12 protein-coding genes, 1 tRNA gene and 1 pseudogene are annotated in these 18,554 nt (G+C 66.3%); 7 read left to right on the top strand and 7 right to left on the bottom strand.

The annotated features are described in order from the left end of the window. From AC5P8Z_RS00305 to AC5P8Z_RS00295, 3 genes are all read right to left on the bottom strand, one after another. Positions 1 to 1,107 (bottom strand): polysaccharide biosynthesis/export family protein, encoded by a 1,107-nt coding sequence (locus AC5P8Z_RS00305; protein WP_495227703.1) that lies wholly within the window; start codon positions 1,105 to 1,107, stop codon positions 1 to 3. 77 nt (positions 1,108 to 1,184) lie between these two features. Beyond that, positions 1,185 to 1,517: a hypothetical protein gene (locus tag AC5P8Z_RS00300; protein ID WP_495227702.1), complete on the bottom strand. Its 333-nt coding sequence runs from the start codon at positions 1,515 to 1,517 to the stop codon at positions 1,185 to 1,187. Between the two features lie 110 nt (positions 1,518 to 1,627). Next, positions 1,628 to 2,218 (bottom strand): phosphatase PAP2 family protein, encoded by a 591-nt coding sequence (locus AC5P8Z_RS00295; protein WP_495227701.1) that lies wholly within the window; start codon positions 2,216 to 2,218, stop codon positions 1,628 to 1,630. 109 nt (positions 2,219 to 2,327) lie between these two features. On the opposite strand from AC5P8Z_RS00295, the gene AC5P8Z_RS00290 reads away from it, so the two are divergent. Beyond that, positions 2,328 to 2,404, top strand: a tRNA-Arg gene (locus tag AC5P8Z_RS00290). A gap of 431 nt (positions 2,405 to 2,835) precedes the next feature. Next, positions 2,836 to 3,087 (top strand): hypothetical protein, encoded by a 252-nt coding sequence (locus AC5P8Z_RS00285; RefSeq protein WP_495227700.1) that lies wholly within the window; start codon positions 2,836 to 2,838, stop codon positions 3,085 to 3,087. Between the two features lie 247 nt (positions 3,088 to 3,334). Here AC5P8Z_RS00285 and AC5P8Z_RS00280 read toward each other — a convergent pair whose 3' ends face one another. Then, positions 3,335 to 3,556 carry a hypothetical protein gene (locus AC5P8Z_RS00280; protein ID WP_495227699.1) on the bottom strand — a complete coding sequence of 74 codons (222 nt, stop codon included), beginning with the start codon at positions 3,554 to 3,556 and terminating at the stop codon, positions 3,335 to 3,337. Between the two features lie 437 nt (positions 3,557 to 3,993). Here AC5P8Z_RS00280 and AC5P8Z_RS00275 point away from each other — a divergent pair, with 437 nt between their 5' ends. Next, entirely contained in the window at positions 3,994 to 4,464 is a 471-nt protein-coding gene (locus AC5P8Z_RS00275; protein ID WP_495227698.1) for a hypothetical protein, read from the top strand. Between the two features lie 56 nt (positions 4,465 to 4,520). Here the strand turns inward: AC5P8Z_RS00275 and AC5P8Z_RS00270 are convergent, their stop codons facing one another. Further along, a complete protein-coding gene (locus AC5P8Z_RS00270; protein ID WP_495227695.1) occupies positions 4,521 to 5,423 on the bottom strand; it encodes a dihydrodipicolinate synthase family protein in 903 nt (300 codons plus the stop codon). 139 nt (positions 5,424 to 5,562) lie between these two features. Here AC5P8Z_RS00270 and AC5P8Z_RS00265 point away from each other — a divergent pair, with 139 nt between their 5' ends. From AC5P8Z_RS00265 to AC5P8Z_RS00250, 4 genes and pseudogenes are all read left to right on the top strand, one after another. Then, on the top strand, positions 5,563 to 6,027 hold the full coding sequence (locus AC5P8Z_RS00265) for a GNAT family N-acetyltransferase (protein ID WP_495228302.1): 465 nt from the start codon (positions 5,563 to 5,565) through the stop codon (positions 6,025 to 6,027). A gap of 8 nt (positions 6,028 to 6,035) precedes the next feature. Next, positions 6,036 to 6,706 (top strand): annotated as a pseudogene (locus AC5P8Z_RS00260) (helix-turn-helix transcriptional regulator). Positions 6,707 to 7,172: 466 nt separating this feature from the next. After that, entirely contained in the window at positions 7,173 to 13,256 is a 6,084-nt protein-coding gene (locus AC5P8Z_RS00255) for a CshA/CshB family fibrillar adhesin-related protein (protein WP_495227691.1), read from the top strand. Continuing rightward, positions 13,253 to 16,942 (top strand): TonB-dependent receptor, encoded by a 3,690-nt coding sequence (locus AC5P8Z_RS00250; protein WP_495227690.1) that lies wholly within the window; start codon positions 13,253 to 13,255, stop codon positions 16,940 to 16,942. The genes AC5P8Z_RS00255 and AC5P8Z_RS00250 overlap by 4 nt, the downstream gene beginning before the upstream one ends. Before the next feature lie 65 nt (positions 16,943 to 17,007). Here AC5P8Z_RS00250 and AC5P8Z_RS00245 read toward each other — a convergent pair whose 3' ends face one another. After that, positions 17,008 to 17,367, bottom strand: a complete 360-nt coding sequence (locus tag AC5P8Z_RS00245) for a response regulator (protein WP_495227689.1) — start codon at positions 17,365 to 17,367, stop codon at positions 17,008 to 17,010. Then, positions 17,357 to 18,520, bottom strand: coding sequence for a two-component system sensor histidine kinase NtrB (locus AC5P8Z_RS00240; protein WP_495227687.1), 1,164 nt, complete (start codon positions 18,518 to 18,520; stop codon positions 17,357 to 17,359). The genes AC5P8Z_RS00245 and AC5P8Z_RS00240 overlap by 11 nt, the downstream gene beginning before the upstream one ends. Positions 18,521 to 18,554: the final 34 nt, after the last annotated feature.

Raw genomic sequence — 18,554 nt, 5'->3', positions numbered from 1 at the left:
TCAGTTGCTCAGATCGTTGCGTGCGCTTGCAGCATTGCTCAGGATCGAGGTGAACGGCAGCAGCTGGTTCACGAAGCGGCTCCAGCGCGTCACGCCGGCTGCACCGACAAACACCACGTCGCCAGGCACCAGGTGGAACTGGCTGCCGACAGCGAATGCGGCCGGTGACTGCGCGTCAAGCTGGTAGACCACCGAGGGTTGTTCCAGCAGATTGCTCGATCCGCGGATGACGTAGACGGCCTTGCCGTTGGCGGTGGTCTGGCTGAGTCCGCGCGCACGGCCGATGGCCTGGTTCAGCGTCACGTCGCCCGTGCGGAAGCTGAAGGCGCCGGGCTGCCCGACTTCGCCGACAACAAAGATTTCCTTGCGATCCAGGAAGGGCACGTAGATCGAGTCGCCGTCCTTCAGGTAGATCTGACGACCACCGTAGCGGGAGGCCAGTGCTTCAAGATCGATCGTGTAACTGGCGCCGTCACGGCTGAGCTGCACGCCGGACAGGTCGGCTCCGGCCGAACTGAGGCCGGCCTGGCTGATCGCATCGGACAGCGTAAGGGGTGCGGTACCGAGCGTGACCGGTGTCGACTGCTGCGCCGCACCGGTTACCCACACGCGCTTGCTGGCGTAGGTCAGCACGGAAACGTCGACCTGCGGCGATTCGATGTACTTGGCCAAGCGGCGTGCCACTTCTTCGCGGACCTGGCTGGGGGTCTTGCCATCGGCCTCGACCACGCCGATGTAGGGGTAGAAGAACGAGCCGTCGCTCTGCACGGTGCGGCCAGCCAGATTCGGCGTCTGCTGGGGGCCCGCTGGCACGGTCAGTTCCGGGTGATCCCAGACGGTGATGTACAGCGAGTCGCCGATGCCGATGCGGTACTGGCCGGGGGCGTAATTCAGAAGGGCTTCGGGCAGTGACTGCTCACTTTCGGACGCGGCATCCATCGCGATGAGCTTGGCAGTGATCGGCACCAGCTGCAGCTGACCGTCGTCGCTGGTCTGGGAGCGGATCAGTTCAGAGCTGCGCAGATGTTGCCCGGGGGCCCACATGCAGCCGGGCAGGACAGAGGCCGCCAGCAGCGCGGCAGCGATTCGAAAGTGCGTCTTGGTCATGGCCATATCGAGAGAAAATCGGGCATAAAAAACCCTCGCCGGGGTCCGGCGAGGGCTTGGGGCAGGCTCGGGCTGGATCAGCCGCCGGTGCCGCCGGTGCCGCCCGTACCGCCAGTGCCACCGGTACCGCCGGTGCCACCGGTACCGCCGGTGCCGCCGGTGCCGTCGTTGCCACCGTTGTCGCGCTCACCGCTGGAGCTGTCACCGGCCACGCTGTACAGCACTGCGCCCGCTGCGACGGCAATGACGCTGGTGCCGACAATGGCGGCGGTGGAAATGCCCGCCGCCTCTGCACCGGCGGCGCTGGTCGCCACGGTGGTTTCGGACGAGGCTTCCACAGCCGGAACTTCCTGGGCGAACACAGGCGAGGACAGACCCAGCAGGGCCAGAGCGGCAATCATCTTCTTCATCTACGGGGTCTCCTACTCCGTGAGGTAAATTTTTTCCACCGCTATGGTGGCCAATCCGCATTTCCCCTGTCAAGGAAAGTGAAGAAATTGTGGAGTCCAGTCGACAGTTCTCAGTAGTGCGGGAAGATTTCCGCGCGTCCCGACAGTGTTTTCGCCAGCGCGATCACGGCCTTGTGCGTATGCAGGTCTGGCAGGCTGAGCGGCAAGGCCATTCCGGCCAGTGCCGCAAGGAGCAGGATGGTGGCCGCCGGCCGTCGCGTTGTATGGCACGCGCGCAACGCCCAAGTGGCGCTTCCCAGGCCCAGTACCAGCCCTGCAATGACCTCGGACAGGCTGTGGGCCTGCAACGGAATGCGCGACCATGCGATGGCTGCAGCCAGCAGGCAGCCTGAGGTGACGCCGACCGCGCGTGCGCGCCGATCCGCACCGGCCAACAGGGCACCCACCACGGGGTAGGCCACGCTGGACATGGCGGCGTGCCCGGAGAAGCCGGTGAAGTGCATGCTCTTGATGCCAATCCCCCAGCCCATGAAGGCCAGCTTTGAGGCAAGCGTGACACCGGCGGTGACGGCGATGGCAAGCAGCCATCGCCATTTCAGGCGCGCATCGGGGCGCGGCAGCGTGATCAGCAGCACCAAGGCCATGGGCAGCAGCCAGCGGCTGTCGCCAAGGGCGGAGAGGATTCGCCAGACGTCGGACATCCAGTTCACAACGGGTCGCGGCGGGCCAGCATATCCACTTCATGGGCTGTGCAGAACGACGCCCGCTTGGTCCATTCAGCCGGACGCGGTATCCTGTGCCGCTGCCAATGGCCCCGTAGCTCAGCTGGATAGAGCGTCCCCCTCCTAAGGGGAAGGTCGCCCGTTCGAATCGGGCCGGGGTCACCATGAATCAATGACGTAGGGTTGCGTTGCGCCATGCGTCCTGATCGGCCACGCCGACTGCATTCCGCCTGATGGTGCCGTGGTGTAGCACTCCTGCTTTCCAGCCGCGTTTCCAGCTGTCCCTCAGCACAATACGCTGCGCTGTGGTGATCTGAGTCGAAAGAATGACCCGTGCGCGGTGCAGTCGACGCTGAAGGAGTCGTTCTCTTTCAGGAATAACGCTCCTGAGAGGCTTTGTTCCAGTGGCCAGGAACTTGAGCTTCGCTACTGCGCAGTTGCCTCCCTGTGACTTGAGGTGACGTCTTCGCTGGCATGGAACGACTGGACCAGCGGCTGCAGGACATGTCTGCGAGGGGACCGGCGCCCTGGCCCGGGTTCACCGCAACAGGACTAGTCCGAAGGACTTCCTGCCGGCGAGAGAGGCTCCACATCCCGTGGGCAAGCGCACAGCCCTTGATCAGATGGATCGTGCAAAGGTGCTGGCTGGAGGTATGTCGGAGGACGACGCTATCCGCTTCTGGGAGCTGTACACCGAAGAGACAAATGCAATGGCCTGTGAGATCGAACAGCGGACGCGGGTTCTGCTCCAGGAGGCACATGTCCAAGAAAGCCACGCCGCAGCGATCGGAGGGTTCTTCGTTCTTGTCGTTGGGATCATCGTCATGGCGATATTCTTCGCGCGGTAGCGCGATCCTCACCTCGAAGAATCGCTTTCAATAAGCAGCCCGCTTCTGGCGGGCTTTCTTTTGAGCATCACAGTGGCTTCGCAGCGGTCCTCAAGGGCCACATGACCAGACTCCCAGCCCCCGCCCTCGACATTTCCACGTCGATTCGGATCGACCGGTGTCTGAACAACCTGCCCAGAGATCAGGCTTGCAGGAGTTTCCGTACTTCGTTGAGAAGCGCAGCGGCAACTACCGCTGCGCCGGGAAGTTACTGGAACTCGATGACTTCACGCATCGGCTGCGACCAGGTGTCGGTGACCCAGCAGTTCCCCTCGTGACAGAAGGTCTGGGTGCATCGGGCCATTCCACCGCCGCTGGGGACGCACGAAGTGTGGAAGGAAGCGGCATTGGCAGCAGGTGCAACGCCTAGGGTTCCGGCCGCTCCAGCGGCCGCAACGATCAAACCAAACAAGACACTTTGGATCTTCATGATCACTCCATTGTCAAGTTGATGAATGCCCAGAGGGCAGCTGGAAGGTCTCAGCGGGCGCGGATGCCTGCAATCGGATAACTACTTGCCGGATCGTAGGGAAATGCCTAGAGGGCTTCCTGACCGGGGTGCGGCAGGTCTGTCTTAGCAGTCAGCGCTGATGATTGAGCGAATCGCAATGGGCCGCACAGGCGTGGCAATTAAAGTGGCGCGGATCAGAAAAGTAGTGGAGCCGCGCCGGCCGCAGAAGACTGTCCGGCACGCGATGGGTGCAGGTGCTGTCAGAGCCATTGATGCTGCTGACGCCATCGCTCCTTCCGACAGGCCCAGACTGCGTGGCCTGTCATATTTACCGGCGGACATGCTGGGTAGACTCGGTTGGCACGCATGAGGCGTGCACTACGCCAATTCCGAGGACGATAGTCATGTTGAAAGGATTGAAACCTCTCGCCGCCGCAGCGCTGTGCCTGCTCGGCCTGTCCGCATTCGCCCAGAACGCCGCTGCTGCGCAATGGGTCGAGACCGGCCGCACCGCATACCTCAAATTCAGCTTCTTCGGCAGCTTCACCCAGCACACCTGTACCAATGGCACTGCGCCGATCCAGGGCTATCCGGGCAGCTGCGCCAACGATGCCTCCAGCGGCTGGACGGCTAATTACACCGCCTCCAGCGGGCTGTCCAATGAGCAGGTCATGGCCTGCGGCGTCAACCCATTCCAGCTTGGTTCTGTCTGCTATGGACTGGCGTATGCGATCAACGGCCAGGTCCAGGCCGGCGGACTGCCGGCGGCGTGCAATCTTGGTGCGCGCGCGGTAGTCACTTCCACCAGCATGGAAACCGTCGAGATCCAGTACGAAGAGCTCGACGTGGACACCATCGAGTCGGCGCGCGAGTACGTCTGCCAGTAAGGCAGTGACGGGACGCCGCCGTTGACTGCGGCGGCGTCCTGCGTGAGGCAGTTCCGCTACGCGCGTCGCTGCCGCAATCCAAGCGTCTCCAGCGCGTCGGCCACAAGCGCCCGATCATTTCCACGCAGCCCCTGCAACGGCAACGGCAGACTGTCTTCACCACACAGCCCCAACAGCGCCGCGGCACATGCCATGACGCGGATTCCACCAAACCGGTCATACAGCGCCCAGAGCGGCGCAAGCCGCTGGGACAACGCCTGCGCAGCGGCCATCTTGCCGCCAAGCGCTGCACGGGTGATCTGCAGTGCCACCTCGGGGAACAGTCCGCCCATCACCGAGTACCAGCCGTCGCAGCCTGCGGCCAGCCCGTGAACGGCAGCGGCATCGCCGCTGATGCCGAGGGTGACGTGCGCCGGAATGCAGGCGCGCAGCGCCGATACGCGAGCTGCGGCCTCCGCCGGGTCATCGGAGAGGCGCGGGATCTTGATCGAGGCGATGTTGGGCAGGGCGGCGATGCGCCCATGCAGTTCATTGGTGAACCGGAAGCGGGTGGCAACGGGGTTGTCGTAGACGCAGATCGGCGTGCGCACCGCTGCGCAGACTGATTCGAAGAGCGTGTAGACCTCATGCTCCTTCAGCAGCTGGTAGGACACGGGCGCGAGCAGCAGGCCATGCGCACCGGCATCTTCGGCATCGCGTGCCAGCTCCAGCACATCCCGGGTGCGTAGTGCGCCGATGCCGGCGATGACCGGCACGTCCCCGGCGTGGGCGAGCGCTTCGCGCAGTACGCGCTTGCGTTCGTGCTTCTCAAGATAGGCATAGCTGCCGGTGGAGCCCAGGATGCCCATCGAATCAACGCCCGAACCCGCCAGGCGCTCGACCAGTCCCGCAAAGGCCCGGAGATCGATGCCGGATTCAGAGAGGGGAGTGAGGGGAAATGCGCTGAGGCCTTTGAACATGGGATCTCCCCGGCGGGGATGAGAGGGCGCTGCCAGGCGGCGGCAGCTGGATGTCCGGAATTGTTTATTGTCCTATGACAAATATCAGGTGCCACCGGGCAGCGTGCAGGTCCGGCAGGAATCGCGCAACATGCGTGTCATGGAACCGAATTTTCGTCCTGTCCAGCCTTTGCATTACGCCACCATCGCCGGTTGGCTCGATTCGGCAGCGGCCACCCAGCGTTGGGCGGGCCCCGGCGTGCCCTTTCCCTTGCCACCGCCGCGGTTCGCGCAGGCGCTTGAACTTGAGGCGCGCCCCGGCTGGGTGCTGCTGGGCGAGCGCGATGATTGCCTGGGCTTTGGCCAGTACTGGCTGACCGACGCCAGCACCGCGCACCTGGGCCGCATCCTTGTTTCACCGTTGATGCGCGGGCGTGGCCTGGGGCGCTCGCTCATGCAGGCGCTGAGCGCCGAGGCCCTGCGATCGCCGGGCGTGCGGCGGCTGACCCTGCGCGTCTATTGTGACAACGCCCCCGCGCTCGCCCTCTATCGCGATCTCGGTTTCCAGCCGGTGGAGGCCACCTCCACGCCGGACCTGCTGTTCATGCAGCGCGCTGACGGCTGAATCGGCCCATGGACCGCATTCCCCAGCTTCTGGATCAGGACGAATCCATGCGCCTGGAGGTCAGCACGCTGGCTGAAGGGTTGGGTGTTCCGCTGTCGTTCGGACACGCGTAGCTGGCGGTGCTGGTGTGCGTGTCCGGGCGTGCGCGCCTGGCATTGAATTTCCGTGAGGTCGCGGTGCGGCGGCACGATGTGCTGGTCCTGGCAGAGGACACCTTGGCGCTGCTGCGGCAGCGCTCCCGTGGGTTCCTGGCACTGATCTGCCTGATGCCGAAGGCGCTGGCGTCGGAGGTGGCCTTCGTACTGCCGAATGCACTGTTCAAATTCCTGCACGCGCATCCGCATTGCGTGCCGTCGCCGTTGGATGTGCCGTTGTTGCCGAGGCTCTGTGCATCTCCCCGTTTTACCTTTCACAGCTCACGCGCGAGTGCTTCGGTGAGACGCCGAACGCGTTGATCGACCGTCAGGTGGTGCTGGAGCTCAAGGCACTGCTGAGCTATAGCGAGCTGCCGATCGGTCGTATTGCCGAGCGCCTGTGCTTCGAGGATGCGTCCTACCTGTGCCGCTACTTCCGGCGGCATACCGGGCAGTCACTGACCGGGTACCGCTGTGCGGGGCAGGGCGGCATCAATGCCGCACAGACAACGGCGCTGGAGCTTAAGCGAGCAGTTCCTCGCTGACGCCACCGAGCGCGCGCTTGACCACGCTTCCGCTTCCGCCAGGCAATGGGCGCGCCGAATTTGCATGGCGACTTGCCGGAAAGGGCGATGCGACTGCCGGAACCGTGCACGGGCCGCCCGTGCCCGGTTGCTACAACTGTGGTCAAGCAACAGGCGCCAGAGTTGGCAAACATTAATGTGATGCAGGTCACACATTTGTCTAAAATGTGTTAACTTGATCACAGATGTGTGTGCCCAACCAACCGGGTGCAGGGACCAAGGCAGGTGCTACGGAGCCGGCAGAACACGTAGTTGCGTGCGCCGCCGGTGCCGGGATTTCGTCCCAGGACACCCAAATGAACTTCGGCCCCTTTGCGGGCTGAGCGGGGGAATCAACATGTGGCAGTCGACGACGTCGCGCATCCGCGCGGGCGGTGGATGCGTTCATTCCGGAAAAAACCTTCAGTACCTGCAGCTGCGCCGCTGGATGGCGAGCAGTCTGTTGCTGCTGTTGGCGATGCTGGTGCCTTCGATGGCCTGGGCTGCGGCCTATGCCACTGGTGGTAGTAGCCCGTATCGCAACACGGTGCTGTGGTTGACCTGGGGTGGCGGCGCCAATGGCGTGAACAACGTCGTGCTCAACGATGGCGCGACGTCGTCCATCGACATGCCGGTCGCCGCCGGGGTGAACCTGCGCGTCGATTGCCGTCTGAACACGGCCGAGACCAATGTGCTGCGCAGCTATCGCCCCGGCAGCTTCGGCGGCGACAGCCTTGACGACCTGTACAACATCGGCGGCACCGGCACCAGCAACCAGCTGATCGCCGGCATCGCGCGTGCCAGTGGCACCTCCAGCTTCAGCATTACCTGCACGTCGACCTTGGGCGGTGCGCCGTACCGCCTGCGCGGCGTGGTGATGGCCGACGCCGAATCGATCAACAACAGCGGCGAATTCGTCGAGGCCAGTGCGCAGGGCACCTGGAACGTGGTCGAGGTCCGCAAGAACCTGGCCAATGCCACGCCCTATCTGGTGAACAAGTCGACCAGTGGTGCCAACCAGGTGATCCGCTTCGGTCCGGGCAACGACGACAACACGGCGGCGGTCACGTTCCTCAGTTTCGACAACGCCGCACACGCGCCGGGCAACCTGGCGGTGAACATGGGCTTCTCGATGCGCGGCGGCGGCACCACGGCCATCGCCATTGGCCTGCTGGTGCCGTATGCCGACTTCGGTGACGCCCCGCAGAGCTACGGCGATGCGATGCACGTGGTGGACGACCTGCAGTTCCGCTCCGACGGCATTCCGCAGAACGCCAGCAACTTCAACATCAACACCGCCGGCTACACGCCCGGTGGCCTGGCGCCGCCGCTGACCGACTTCCTCGGCAGCCTGGGCCCGGACACCGAACAGCGCAGCACCTACAGCGCCGATGCACTGGGCGACGACAACTCGCCGGTAGCGGGCAGCCGCGAGGAAGACGGGTGGCCGAGCAACTACCGGTTGACCGTGATGCAGGCCGGTACCGTGATCAACCAGCCGGTGGCCTGCGTTGGCAATGGCAGCGTGGCCGGCTGGATCGACTTCAACCGCAATGGCCAGTTCGATGCCAACGAGCGCAGCAACACCGCGCTGTGCAGCGGTAGCCAGGCCAACCTGAGCTGGACCGTGCCGGCCGCGGTCAGCGCCGGCACCAGCTACGTGCGCCTGCGTTACGCCACCAACGCCACGCAGATCCAGAACCCGACCGGCGTGGCCGATGATGGCGAAGTGGAAGACCACCGGGTCATCATCACCGCGCCGTCGCTGAAGGTGGTGAAGGGCAACAACGCGACGGGTGGCGTCTGGAACTATGGCCAGGCAGGCACCAACTATACCCTGACCGTCAGCAACACCACCGATGTGCCGACGGGCAATCCGCCGAACGTGCCGGCGGGTGTGATCACGGTTCGTGACCAGCTGCCGGCCGGGATCGTGCCGAACTGGACGGGTGTCCATGTGAGCGGCAGCTGGAGCTGTACGGCCAGTGGCCAGGACGTGACCTGCACCAGCAGCCAGGTGCTGGCCGCAGCCGGCAGCGCCGGCTCCAGCTCGGCCTTCACATTGCCGGTGACGGTCACCGCTGCTGCTACCGGCGTGCTGACCAACCATGCCGGCGTGGGCGGCGGCTACGATCCCTTCAACAACGGCAATCCGCCGGTACCCGGCAGCAGCTGCACCGACGTTGACCACTGCACGCGCAGCGATGTGACCGTGCCGGTGACACGGGTGAGCTATGCCAAGCGCTCGAACACCACCGGCCCGGTCGCTGTGGGCGCGACCGTCAGCTACACGGTGGATGTCACCGTGGCCGACGGCAATACCCGCGATGTGCTGACCCTGACCGACACCCTGGGCACCGGCCTGGATTTCGCCAGCGTCAACAGCCCGGGTGCGTTCACCTGCAATGCGGCCAATCCGTTGGTGTGCACGCTGCCGGCAGGCACCGTGCCCGGCACCTACAGCCTGAGCTACACGGCCACCGTGAATGCCCAGGCCAGTGGCCAGGTGGTCAACACCGTGGTCGGCACCGGTACCGATACGCCCACCTGCAGCAGCAACTGCACCACCACCACGCCGGTGGCGGTACCGCGCATCTCGGTGTCCAAGGCCAGCAGCACCGCCGGCCCGGTTGCCATCGGTGACAGCGTCGCCTACACCGTCACCGTGCTGGTGGCCGACTCGCGCACCACGGCGGTCACCACCCTCACCGATACGCTGGGCACCGGCCTGGACTTCGGCAGCGTCACCAGCGCCGGCAGCTTCAGCTGCGTGCCGGGCAATCCGCTGGTCTGCACGCTGCCGGCCGGCACGGTGCCGGGCAGCTATGCGTTCTCGTACACCGGCGTGGTCAACGCGCAGGCCAGTGGCCAGGTGCGCAACGCGGTGGTGCCCAGCGGCACCGACAACCCGTCCTGCGTGGGTGCGTGCGATACCACCACGCCGATGGCCGCCGCGCAGGTGGTCTATGCCAAGCAGGCGTCCACCGGTGGACCGGTACGGGTGGGTGACCGCATCGACTACACCCTGACTGCAACCGTGACGCGTGCGCGCACCAGTGCCGTGGTCACCCTGACCGATACGCTGGGCAGCGGTCTCGACTTCGCGGGTGTCAGCAGCGCGGGCGTCTTTACCTGCAACGCCGCCAATCCTCTGGTGTGCACGCTGCCGGCCGGCACCTTGCCGGGTACCTACAGCCTGACCTATGGCGCCACCGTCAACGCGCAGGCCAGCGGCAGCGTGCGCAACGCCGTGCTCGGCAGCGGCACCGACAATCCGTCGTGCAGCGTGAACTGTGACACCACCACCCCGGTGGCGACGCCGGGCGTAAGCTACGCCAAGTCGGTGAACAGCACCGGCCCGGTTGCGGTGGGTGATCGCCTGACCTACACCCTGACCACGGTGGTGACCAACTCGCGCACCACCGATGTGGTCACCCTGACCGATACCCTGGGTACCGGCCTCGACTTCGGCGCGGTGACCAGTGCGGGTGCCTACACCTGCAATGCGGCCAATCCGCTGGTGTGCACCCTGCCGGCGGGAACCGTGCCGGGCAGCTACAGCGTGACCTACACCGCCGTGGTGAATGCACAGGCCACTGGGCAGGTCACCAACGCCGTGCTCGGCAGCGGTGGTGACAACCCGTCGTGTACCGCCAACTGCGGTACCACCACGCCGGTGACCGGCAGCGCGATCGACTACCGCAAGACCTCGGCCGCAGCCGGTTCGGTGAAGGTGGGTGACAGCATCGCCTACACACTGACCGCGGTGGTCAGCAACTCGCGCACCACGACGGTGTTCACCCTCACCGATACGATGGGCCCCGGCCTGGACTTCGGTGCGGTGACCGCCAGCCAGGGCTTTGCCTGCAATGCCGCCAATCCGCTGGTGTGCACGCTGCCGGTCGGCACGGTACCGGGCACCTACACGGTGGAGTACACCGCGCGGGTGAACGCGCAGGCCAAGGGCAGCGTCAGCAATGCCGTGCTCGGCAGTGGCACCGGCATCAATACCTGCTCCAGCAACTGCGGCACCACCACGCCGGTGCTGTCGGCGGTGGTGACATACCGCAAGCAGTCGACCACCGTCGCTCCGGTGGGCGTGGGCGATGCCGTGGACTACAGCGTCGAAGTGACGGTCGCCAACTCGCAGACCCTCGATACGCTGACCCTGACCGATACCCTGGGCACCGGCCTGGACCTGCAGTCGGTCACCCAACCGGGGTCGTTCACCTGCAATGCCAGCAATCCGCTGGTCTGCACGCTGCCGGCTGGTACTGCGCCGGGCACCTATACGCTGGGCTACCGCGCGCTGGTCAATGCCCAGGCCAGCGGCAGCGTGCGCAATGCCGTACTCGGCACCGGCGGTGACACGCCCACGTGCAGCGGTGACTGCAGCACCGAGCACGCGCTGGCCGAACCGCGCGTGGTGCTGGAGAAGCAGTCCGGACCTGCCAGCGGCACCGAAGTGCGACCGGGCGACCGCCTGCGCTATACGCTGGTGGCCACGGTCGAGCGGGCGGCGCTGCGCCAGCCGCTGCAGCTGGTTGATACGCCGGACACCGGCTTGAGCATCGAAAGCCTGCCGGCCGGATGCGTCCAGCAGGGGCCCGACATCGTCTGCACGGTGCCGACGGGTACCTCGATCGGTCGCCACGAATTTGTCTACCAGGCCGTGGTCAACCAGGAGGCCCGCACCGAGGTGCTGAACCGCTTGCGCGGACAATATCCGGATGGCTCGCCGCCGCCGGACTGCACGACCTGCGAGACGCGCCACAAGGTGGTGTCCGACTTCGCCCTGCGCATCACCAAGACCGCCAGCCCGCGCCGGGTGAAGGTGGGCGACCTGGTGCGCTACCAGCTGGTGGTCGAGAACGTGGGCGGCAGCCATTGGCGTGATGGCGTGGTGGTCGACACCCCGCCGCCGGGCTTCAGCTATGTCGATGGCTCGATGCGCGTGGCCGATGATGACGGTGCGTTCTCGCTGGCCAGCAGCCAGGTACCGCTGCGCATCGGTGCGGTGGACATTGCCGTGGGCCGCAGCGCGACCATCACCTACCTGTTGCGGGTGGGCGCCGGCGTGCGCGCGGGCAACCACGTGAACCAGGCCGTGGCCACGGCTGACGATGGCACGCCGCTGTCGAACATCGCCACCGCCGAGGTGGCCATGGATGCCGATCCGTTGCTGGAAGACAGCCTGGTGTTCGGTACCGTGTTCGATGACCGCGACGGTGATGGCTGGCAGGACAGTGCCGAGCTGAGCGGCGTGCGCGTGCAGGGCGGATTCGCTGCTGCGGCCTACGTGCCGGGTTCGACCACGCTGGATAGCGGCGAAGGTCCGCAGCCGCTGGCCGATGCCAGCGCGCCGCTGCTGCACGGGGTGCAGATTGGCGTGGTGCAGGGTCGCGCGTCGACGTCCGACACCGCCGAGGCCCATCAGGTAGTGCTGCGCCAGCGCCTGCGCGAACTGTCCTTCAGCGATGACTTCGTGCTGGAAAGCGCTCAGGGCCATCGCCTGCGGATGGACGCACAGGGCGCCACGCGCGTGGAACGCAGCGGTGACGCCGGCAAGGGCCTGACCGCGGCCGAGCCGACCGTGCGCCGCGAGATCGCCCGTGTCGCCGAGGGTTACGAAGTGGCTTATGTGATCGGCAACGAAGGCATCCAGGAGCAGGGCATCCCCGGTGTGCGTCTGGCCACGGTGGAAGGCCTGCTGGTGGAGACTGATCCGTTCGGGCGCTACCACCTGGCTGACGTGCACGGAGGTGACGCGCGCCTGGGCCGCAACTTCATCATCAAGCTGGACCCGGCCACGCTGCCGGCCGGTGCTGAACTGACCACCGAGAATCCGCTGCTGCGGCGGGTGACGCAGGGCGTGCCGACCCGCTTCAGCTTCGGCGTGCGCTTGCCGCCGTCGCCGCAGGCCGCCGCCGAGCGCATGGAGATCGCGTTGGGCGAGGTGCTGTTCGCACCGGGCAGCAGCGAGCTGCAAGCCAACTATCGCCCGGTGCTGAAGAAGATGGCCGAGGTGGTCGACCGCTACCAGGGCGGCGACGTGGTGATCGCCGCCAATGGCGAAAGCCAGGCGCTGGCCTTCGCCCGCGCTGCGGTGGTGCGCGATGCGCTGCAGGCCGAGGTCGCGGAAAGTGCGCGTGCGGGCCTGACCGTGCAGCTGCGCACCGAGGTGCGTGATCCGCACTCGCTGCTCGCCGGAGTGGATGCCGGTGGTGCGCTGCTGGGCAACGTGCTGTTCGATACCGACAAGGCCAACGTACGCGACGGGTTCAAGCCGTTGCTGGCCGCCATCGCCGCGCGCCTTGAGGCTATGGGCGGCGGCCAGGTCAGCCTGGTCGGCCACACCGATGTGCGCGGCAGCCATGCCTACAACCAGGCGCTGGGCCTGCGCCGTGCCAACGCCGTGTTCGAGGCGCTGCGCAGCCAGCTCAGCCCCGCCGTGCAGCAGCGCCTGCGCGTCCGCAACGAGGAGAGCGCCGCCACCCGTGCGGCTGCCCGCCAACAGGAGGCACGCCGATGAGCGCGCATCACTCTGCCGCCCGCCGCGCGGCCCGCCTGCCGCGCGCTGCGCTGTATCAGGCCCTGCTGCTCGGCCTGGCCGGTGCCGCCCAGGCCGCGCCGCCGCCCACTGAGCCGGCGCCGATCCGTTGTGACGGCAACCAGTGCAACGCCGAGGGCGAACTGTTGTTCAGCCTGCGCTCGCGCAGCTACGACGAGCCGGTGACCGAGGGCACCTCGACGCGTTCCAGCTCGCAGGCCCTGCAGCCGGACCGCCGGGTCAGCCTGGCGATCGATGAGCCGGGCAAGGCCACCGTGCGTGGCGAGTTCATGATCCGCCTGCCGGAAGGCGGCGCGATCTGGGCCACCGAAGACCCGGCGATGGGCCAGCCGGAACTGTCGGTCTCCGCACCGGGCATGGTCGCTTTCGACGAAGGCCGCATCGTGCGGCCGGTCGAGTTCTACGTGCGCGGCAACTACACCGCCTTCATCCAGCGGCTGGAGGTCAGCGTCTACCGCGGCAGCGACACGGACCGTGTGGCAGCACTGGCGACGTTCGAACTCCCGGTGGCCGCTGTTGCCCAGGGCGTGTGGGATGGCACGTTGCCTGCCTCGACGCCGCTGCGTCGCGGCGACCGGCTGGTCTACGTGCTGCGCGCCTTCGATGCCGAGGGCAACGTGGATGAAACCACCGCGCAGTCGATGCAGCTGGTGACGCCTGCGGAATTCGAGCGCGGCAACCAGCAGTTGCGTGACGCGCTGGAAGACCGCCGCGGTACCTCGGTGGACGCCAGCCAGGCAGCTTCGTTGTCGCTGTTGCAGCAGGTGTTCGATGGCAATGGCCTGCGCCAGCAGAACATCCCGGTGTACGGCTCGCGGGTGCGCCTGCGTGGCCGCGACCTGCCGCTGTGGGCGTCGCTGAAGATCAATGGCGACAGCTATCCGCTGGACCAGGATCGCAAGTTCGCCGCCGAGTACCTGATGCCGATCGGCCATCATGCGTTCGACGTGCGCGTGGAGCGACCGGATGCGCCGGCCATCGTGCGCACGCTGGACGTCGATGTCAGCGGCCAGTACCTGTTCGGCGTCGGCCTGGCCGACATCACCGTGTACCAGAACAAGGCCAGTGGGGCAGGGCAGGACCTGGCCCGCGGCGAGCGCAATGATGACGTGCTCAGTGACGGCCGCCTGGCGTTCTACCTGAAGGCCAAGACCCGTGGCCGCTACCTGCTGACCGCACAGGCCGATACCCAGAACCGTCCGCTGGACGAGCTGTTCACGGGGTTCACCACGGCCGATCCGCGCGATCTGTTCCGCAGCCTGGACCCGGACCTGTACTACCCGACCTACGGCGATGACTCGCTGACCCAGCGTGATGTCGACAGCATGGGCCGGTTCTACCTGCGCATGGACTGGGACAAGAACCAGGCGCTGTGGGGCAACTACACCACCGGCCTGACCGGGACCGAGTACGCGCAGTACGTGCGCTCGCTGTACGGTGCGGCGCTGTCGTGGCGTTCGCGCGGTGCCAACGCCTGGGGTGATGCGCGCAGCGAGCTGCGCCTGTTCGGTTCACAGGCCGAAACGGCGCCGGGCCACAGTGAGTTCATCGGTACCGGCGGCAGTCTGTACTACCTGCGCCATGCCAGCATCCTCAGTGGCTCGGACCAGGTGGTGCTGGAAATCCGTGACCGCACCACCGGCCGCGTGGAGCAGCGCGTGCCGATGGTGAGGGGTGCCGACTACGAGATCGATGCCCTGCAGGGCCGCATCCTGCTGACCCGGCCGCTGGCCCAGGTCAGCCGCGAGAACCTGCGCCGGATCAGCCGCGACGTGCCGCTGGACGGCTATGAGCAACGCCTGATCGTCGACTACGAATGGGTGCCGACCGGCTTCGACAGCGACGACATCACTGCCGGCGTGCGCGGCAAGCACTGGTTCGGTGATCACGTGGCCGTGGGCGCCACCTACGTGGACGAGCAGCGCTCCGGTCAGGACTATTCGCTGAAGGGTGCCGACCTGACCCTGCAGGCCGGCCGTGGCACGTATCTGAAGGTCGAGCACAGCCGCAGCGAAGCGACCAGTGCGCCGGTGTTCTTCTCCGACAACGGTGGTCTGAGCTTCAGCCGGCTCAATCCGGAGGGGCCGCGCGAAGGCGAGGCGACCGCAGTGGAAGCGCGCATCAACCTTCGCGAACTGGGCTGGACCCAGCGCGACTGGAACGCCGGTGCCTGGTGGCGCCAGGTGGACGGCGGCTACTCGGTGGGCCGCTTCGATACCGGCCAGCGCGTGCGCGAGCAGGGCGCCGAGCTGCTGGGCTACGTGACCGACGACTTCAGCCTGTATGCGCGCTACAGCGAGGCGCGGCGCGGCAATGAGTCGTTGATCCAGGCCCAGGCGACGGCCGAATGGCGGATCGGCGAGAACGACCGCCTGTCGGCCGAACTGCGCCGTGTGCAGGAAGACCGTGGCCTTGGCGGCAACGTGGCCAGCGTGCTGGCTGCGGCGCGCTACTCGCACCGCATCGGCACGTCGCTGGATGTGTACGGTGGTGGCCAGCTGACCGTCGACGATGACCATGGCCGCTACGCCGACAACGATGCGGTGGTGGCCGGTGGTACCTGGACCTTCGCCAACCTGTCCACCGTCGGTGCAGAAGTCTCCGACGGCGACCGTGGCACCGCCGCGCAGGTCAACGCCGAGTACCGGCTGACCCCGCAGCACAGCTTCTATGGTGCGTTCACCCAGTCCACCGACCGTAGCGAGTACGACCCGCTGTTCAGCCCGAACGCGCAGGATGGCTGGACGCTGGGCCAGCGCTGGCGCCTGTCTGACCAGGTCAATGTGTTCAACGAAAGCCAGTTCCTGAAATCCGGGCAGGAGTCCGGCCTGGCGCACACTTTCGGCATGGACTTCTATCCGGTGGTGGGCTGGAATGCGGGCTTCACCCTGAGCAACGGCAAGCTGGACGCCAGTAGTGGCCAGGTCGATCGCAAGGCAGTCAGCCTGTCCGGTGGTCGCACCTCGCCGGGCACCGAGTGGCAGAGCAAGCTGGAATGGCGTCGCGATACGGGTGCCGAGCGGCGCACGCAATGGGTCAGCACCAACCGCCTGAGCCATCGTCTCAACGACAGCTGGCGGATCGCCGCGCGCTTCAACTACGCCGACACCGACGATGCGATCAACCCGGTGGCGGGAGCGCGCTTCATCGAGGGCAACCTGGGCTTCGCCTACCGGCCGTGGGACAACGATCGCTGGGCGCTGTTCGGTCGTTACAGCTACCTGTACGACCTGTCGACGATGGGCCAGGTGAACGGCGTGGACTACGACCAGCGCACCCAGGTGCTGTCGCTGGAAGGTGTCTACCGCATCGACCAGCGTTGGGAAGTGGCGGCCAAGGCGGCGCGCCGCGAAGGCGAAGTGCGCTACGGGCGTGGCACGGGGCCGTGGTTCGATTCGGCCACCAACTTTGCTTCGGGCCAGCTGCGCTACGACCTGTACTACCAGTGGCACGGCCTGCTGGAGTATCGCCTGCTGGACGTGCGTGACGGCGGCCGCAGGCAGGGTTGGCTGGCCGGTGTCGATCGCGATATCGGCCGCAACTTCCGCGTGGGCGTCGGCTACAACTTCACCGACTTCAGTGACGACCTGACCAGGTTCGACTACACCCATCGGGGGTGGTACCTGAACCTGGTGGGGCGCTATTGATGAAGGCAGCCGAGCGTGGGCTCGGCACTACAGGTATGAAATGCCGGGCCACGCCCGGCGTCGGGTCATTCCTGCCTGAGCAGCTGCACCAGCTGGCGCAGGCGATAGGGCTTGGGCAGGAACTCCACCTGCTCGGGCAGCGGCGGCAGCTGCGAACGCGCGTAGCCGGATGACAGGATCATCCGTGCCTGCGGCTGTTCGCGGGCGACGTGCTCGCTCAGCTCGATGCCGGACATGCCGTTGGGCATGCTGACGTCGCTGAACACCACATCGAAGCGCGCTTCGCTCTTCAGCAGTGCGGCCGCTTCGTGCGCATCCGCGGTCGTGGACACGTCGATGCCGAGATCGCGCAGCGCCAGCCCGATCATTTCACGCAGATCGGGCTGGTCTTCCACCATCAGTACGCGGATCGGGTCATCGGTCATCGGCAGGGTCCTCCATTGCGGGTAGCAGCAGGCTGACCGTGGTGCCGACACCGGGCGTGGTGGACACGTCGACGAAGCCGCCGCTCTGGGTAGTGAATCCGAACACCTGACTCAGGCCCAGGCCGCTGCCTTTGCCGATGTCCTTGGTGGTGAAGAAGGGCTCGGTGGCCCGTTCGGCGATCTCGGCCGCCATGCCGTGGCCCTCGTCGCAGACGCTGAGCGTGACATAGCCACGTTGCAGGGTGGAGTCTGCATCCGGGTCGAGGCGCCGTTCCAGTGCGGTGCCGACCAGGATGCGCCCGCCTTCGGAGGTGGCGTCCACTGCATTGGCGACCAGGTTGGCCAGTGCGGCCTGCAGCTGCATCGCATCGGTGTTCACTGCGGGCAGGCTGGGCGTCAGCCGTACATCCAGCACCACCGTGGGTGGGCAGGCGCGCTGCAGGTCCGGCAGCCATTGCCGTACCAGCGTATTGATGTCCACGGGCTCGCGGATCAGGGTCTGCCCGGTGCTGAATGCCAGCAGCTGGCGGGTCAGCAGCGCGCCGCGGTCGGTGGCGGCCTGGGCAACATCCAGCAGCTCGGCCGCGCGCGCATCGTCACCACTTACGCGCAGCGACAGCAGGTCCAGCGCGTTGCCGATAGTGGTCAGCAGGTTGTTGAACTCATGCGAGAGGCCACGGCTGAGGCGGCCGACAGTCTCGAACTGCTGGGTGTTGCGCAGCGCACGCTGGGCATCGCGCAGCAGCCGTTGTGCCTGCCACTGCTCGGTGATGTCGCGGGTGATCTTGACGAAGCCGAGCAGTTCGCCGGCTTCGACCACCGGCTCGATGACCACGCTGGCGCGGAACGATGACCCATCACGGCGTACCCGCCAGCCTTCGCTGGCGACATGGCCCTGCTGCGCCGCGACGCGAAGCAGGCGTTGCGGCTCGCCGGCCTCGCGGTCGGTGGCCAGATAGAAGCGTCCGAAGTGCGTTCCCACTACTTCAGCGGCTGAATAGCCCTTTATGCGTTCTGCGCCCGGATTCCAGCTGCACACGATGCCTTCGGGATCAAGCAGGTACAGCGCATGGTCGCGCACGCTGTCGATCAGCAGTCGCAATTGGCGGGAAGGGTCCGTCAGCACGGACGTCGTAGAAGCGGCTGCGTCCACGTGGAAATGAGTATTACCTCAGGGAGGGACGTGA

This window comes from Stenotrophomonas sp. YJH_SMC_17, from assembly GCF_059371655.1.
This window is presented reverse-complemented; position numbering and strand designations above follow the sequence as displayed.

What these genes read in the sequence shown, in the direction of transcription:
- AC5P8Z_RS00280 (WP_495227699.1), bottom strand. Translation starts at nt 3,556, where the DNA reads ATGAAGATCCAAAGTGTCTTGTTTGGTTTGATCGTTGCGGCCGCTGGA.
- AC5P8Z_RS00245 (WP_495227689.1), bottom strand. Translation starts at nt 17,367, where the DNA reads ATGACCGATGACCCGATCCGCGTACTGATGGTGGAAGACCAGCCCGAT.
- AC5P8Z_RS00300 (WP_495227702.1), bottom strand. Translation starts at nt 1,517, where the DNA reads ATGAAGAAGATGATTGCCGCTCTGGCCCTGCTGGGTCTGTCCTCGCCT.
- AC5P8Z_RS00265 (WP_495228302.1), top strand. Translation starts at nt 5,563, where the DNA reads ATGGAACCGAATTTTCGTCCTGTCCAGCCTTTGCATTACGCCACCATC.
- AC5P8Z_RS00295 (WP_495227701.1), bottom strand. Translation starts at nt 2,218, where the DNA reads ATGTCCGACGTCTGGCGAATCCTCTCCGCCCTTGGCGACAGCCGCTGG.
- AC5P8Z_RS00305 (WP_495227703.1), bottom strand. Translation starts at nt 1,107, where the DNA reads ATGACCAAGACGCACTTTCGAATCGCTGCCGCGCTGCTGGCGGCCTCT.
- AC5P8Z_RS00250 (WP_495227690.1), top strand. Translation starts at nt 13,253, where the DNA reads ATGAGCGCGCATCACTCTGCCGCCCGCCGCGCGGCCCGCCTGCCGCGC.
- AC5P8Z_RS00255 (WP_495227691.1), top strand. Translation starts at nt 7,173, where the DNA reads ATGGCGAGCAGTCTGTTGCTGCTGTTGGCGATGCTGGTGCCTTCGATG.
- AC5P8Z_RS00270 (WP_495227695.1), bottom strand. Translation starts at nt 5,423, where the DNA reads ATGTTCAAAGGCCTCAGCGCATTTCCCCTCACTCCCCTCTCTGAATCC.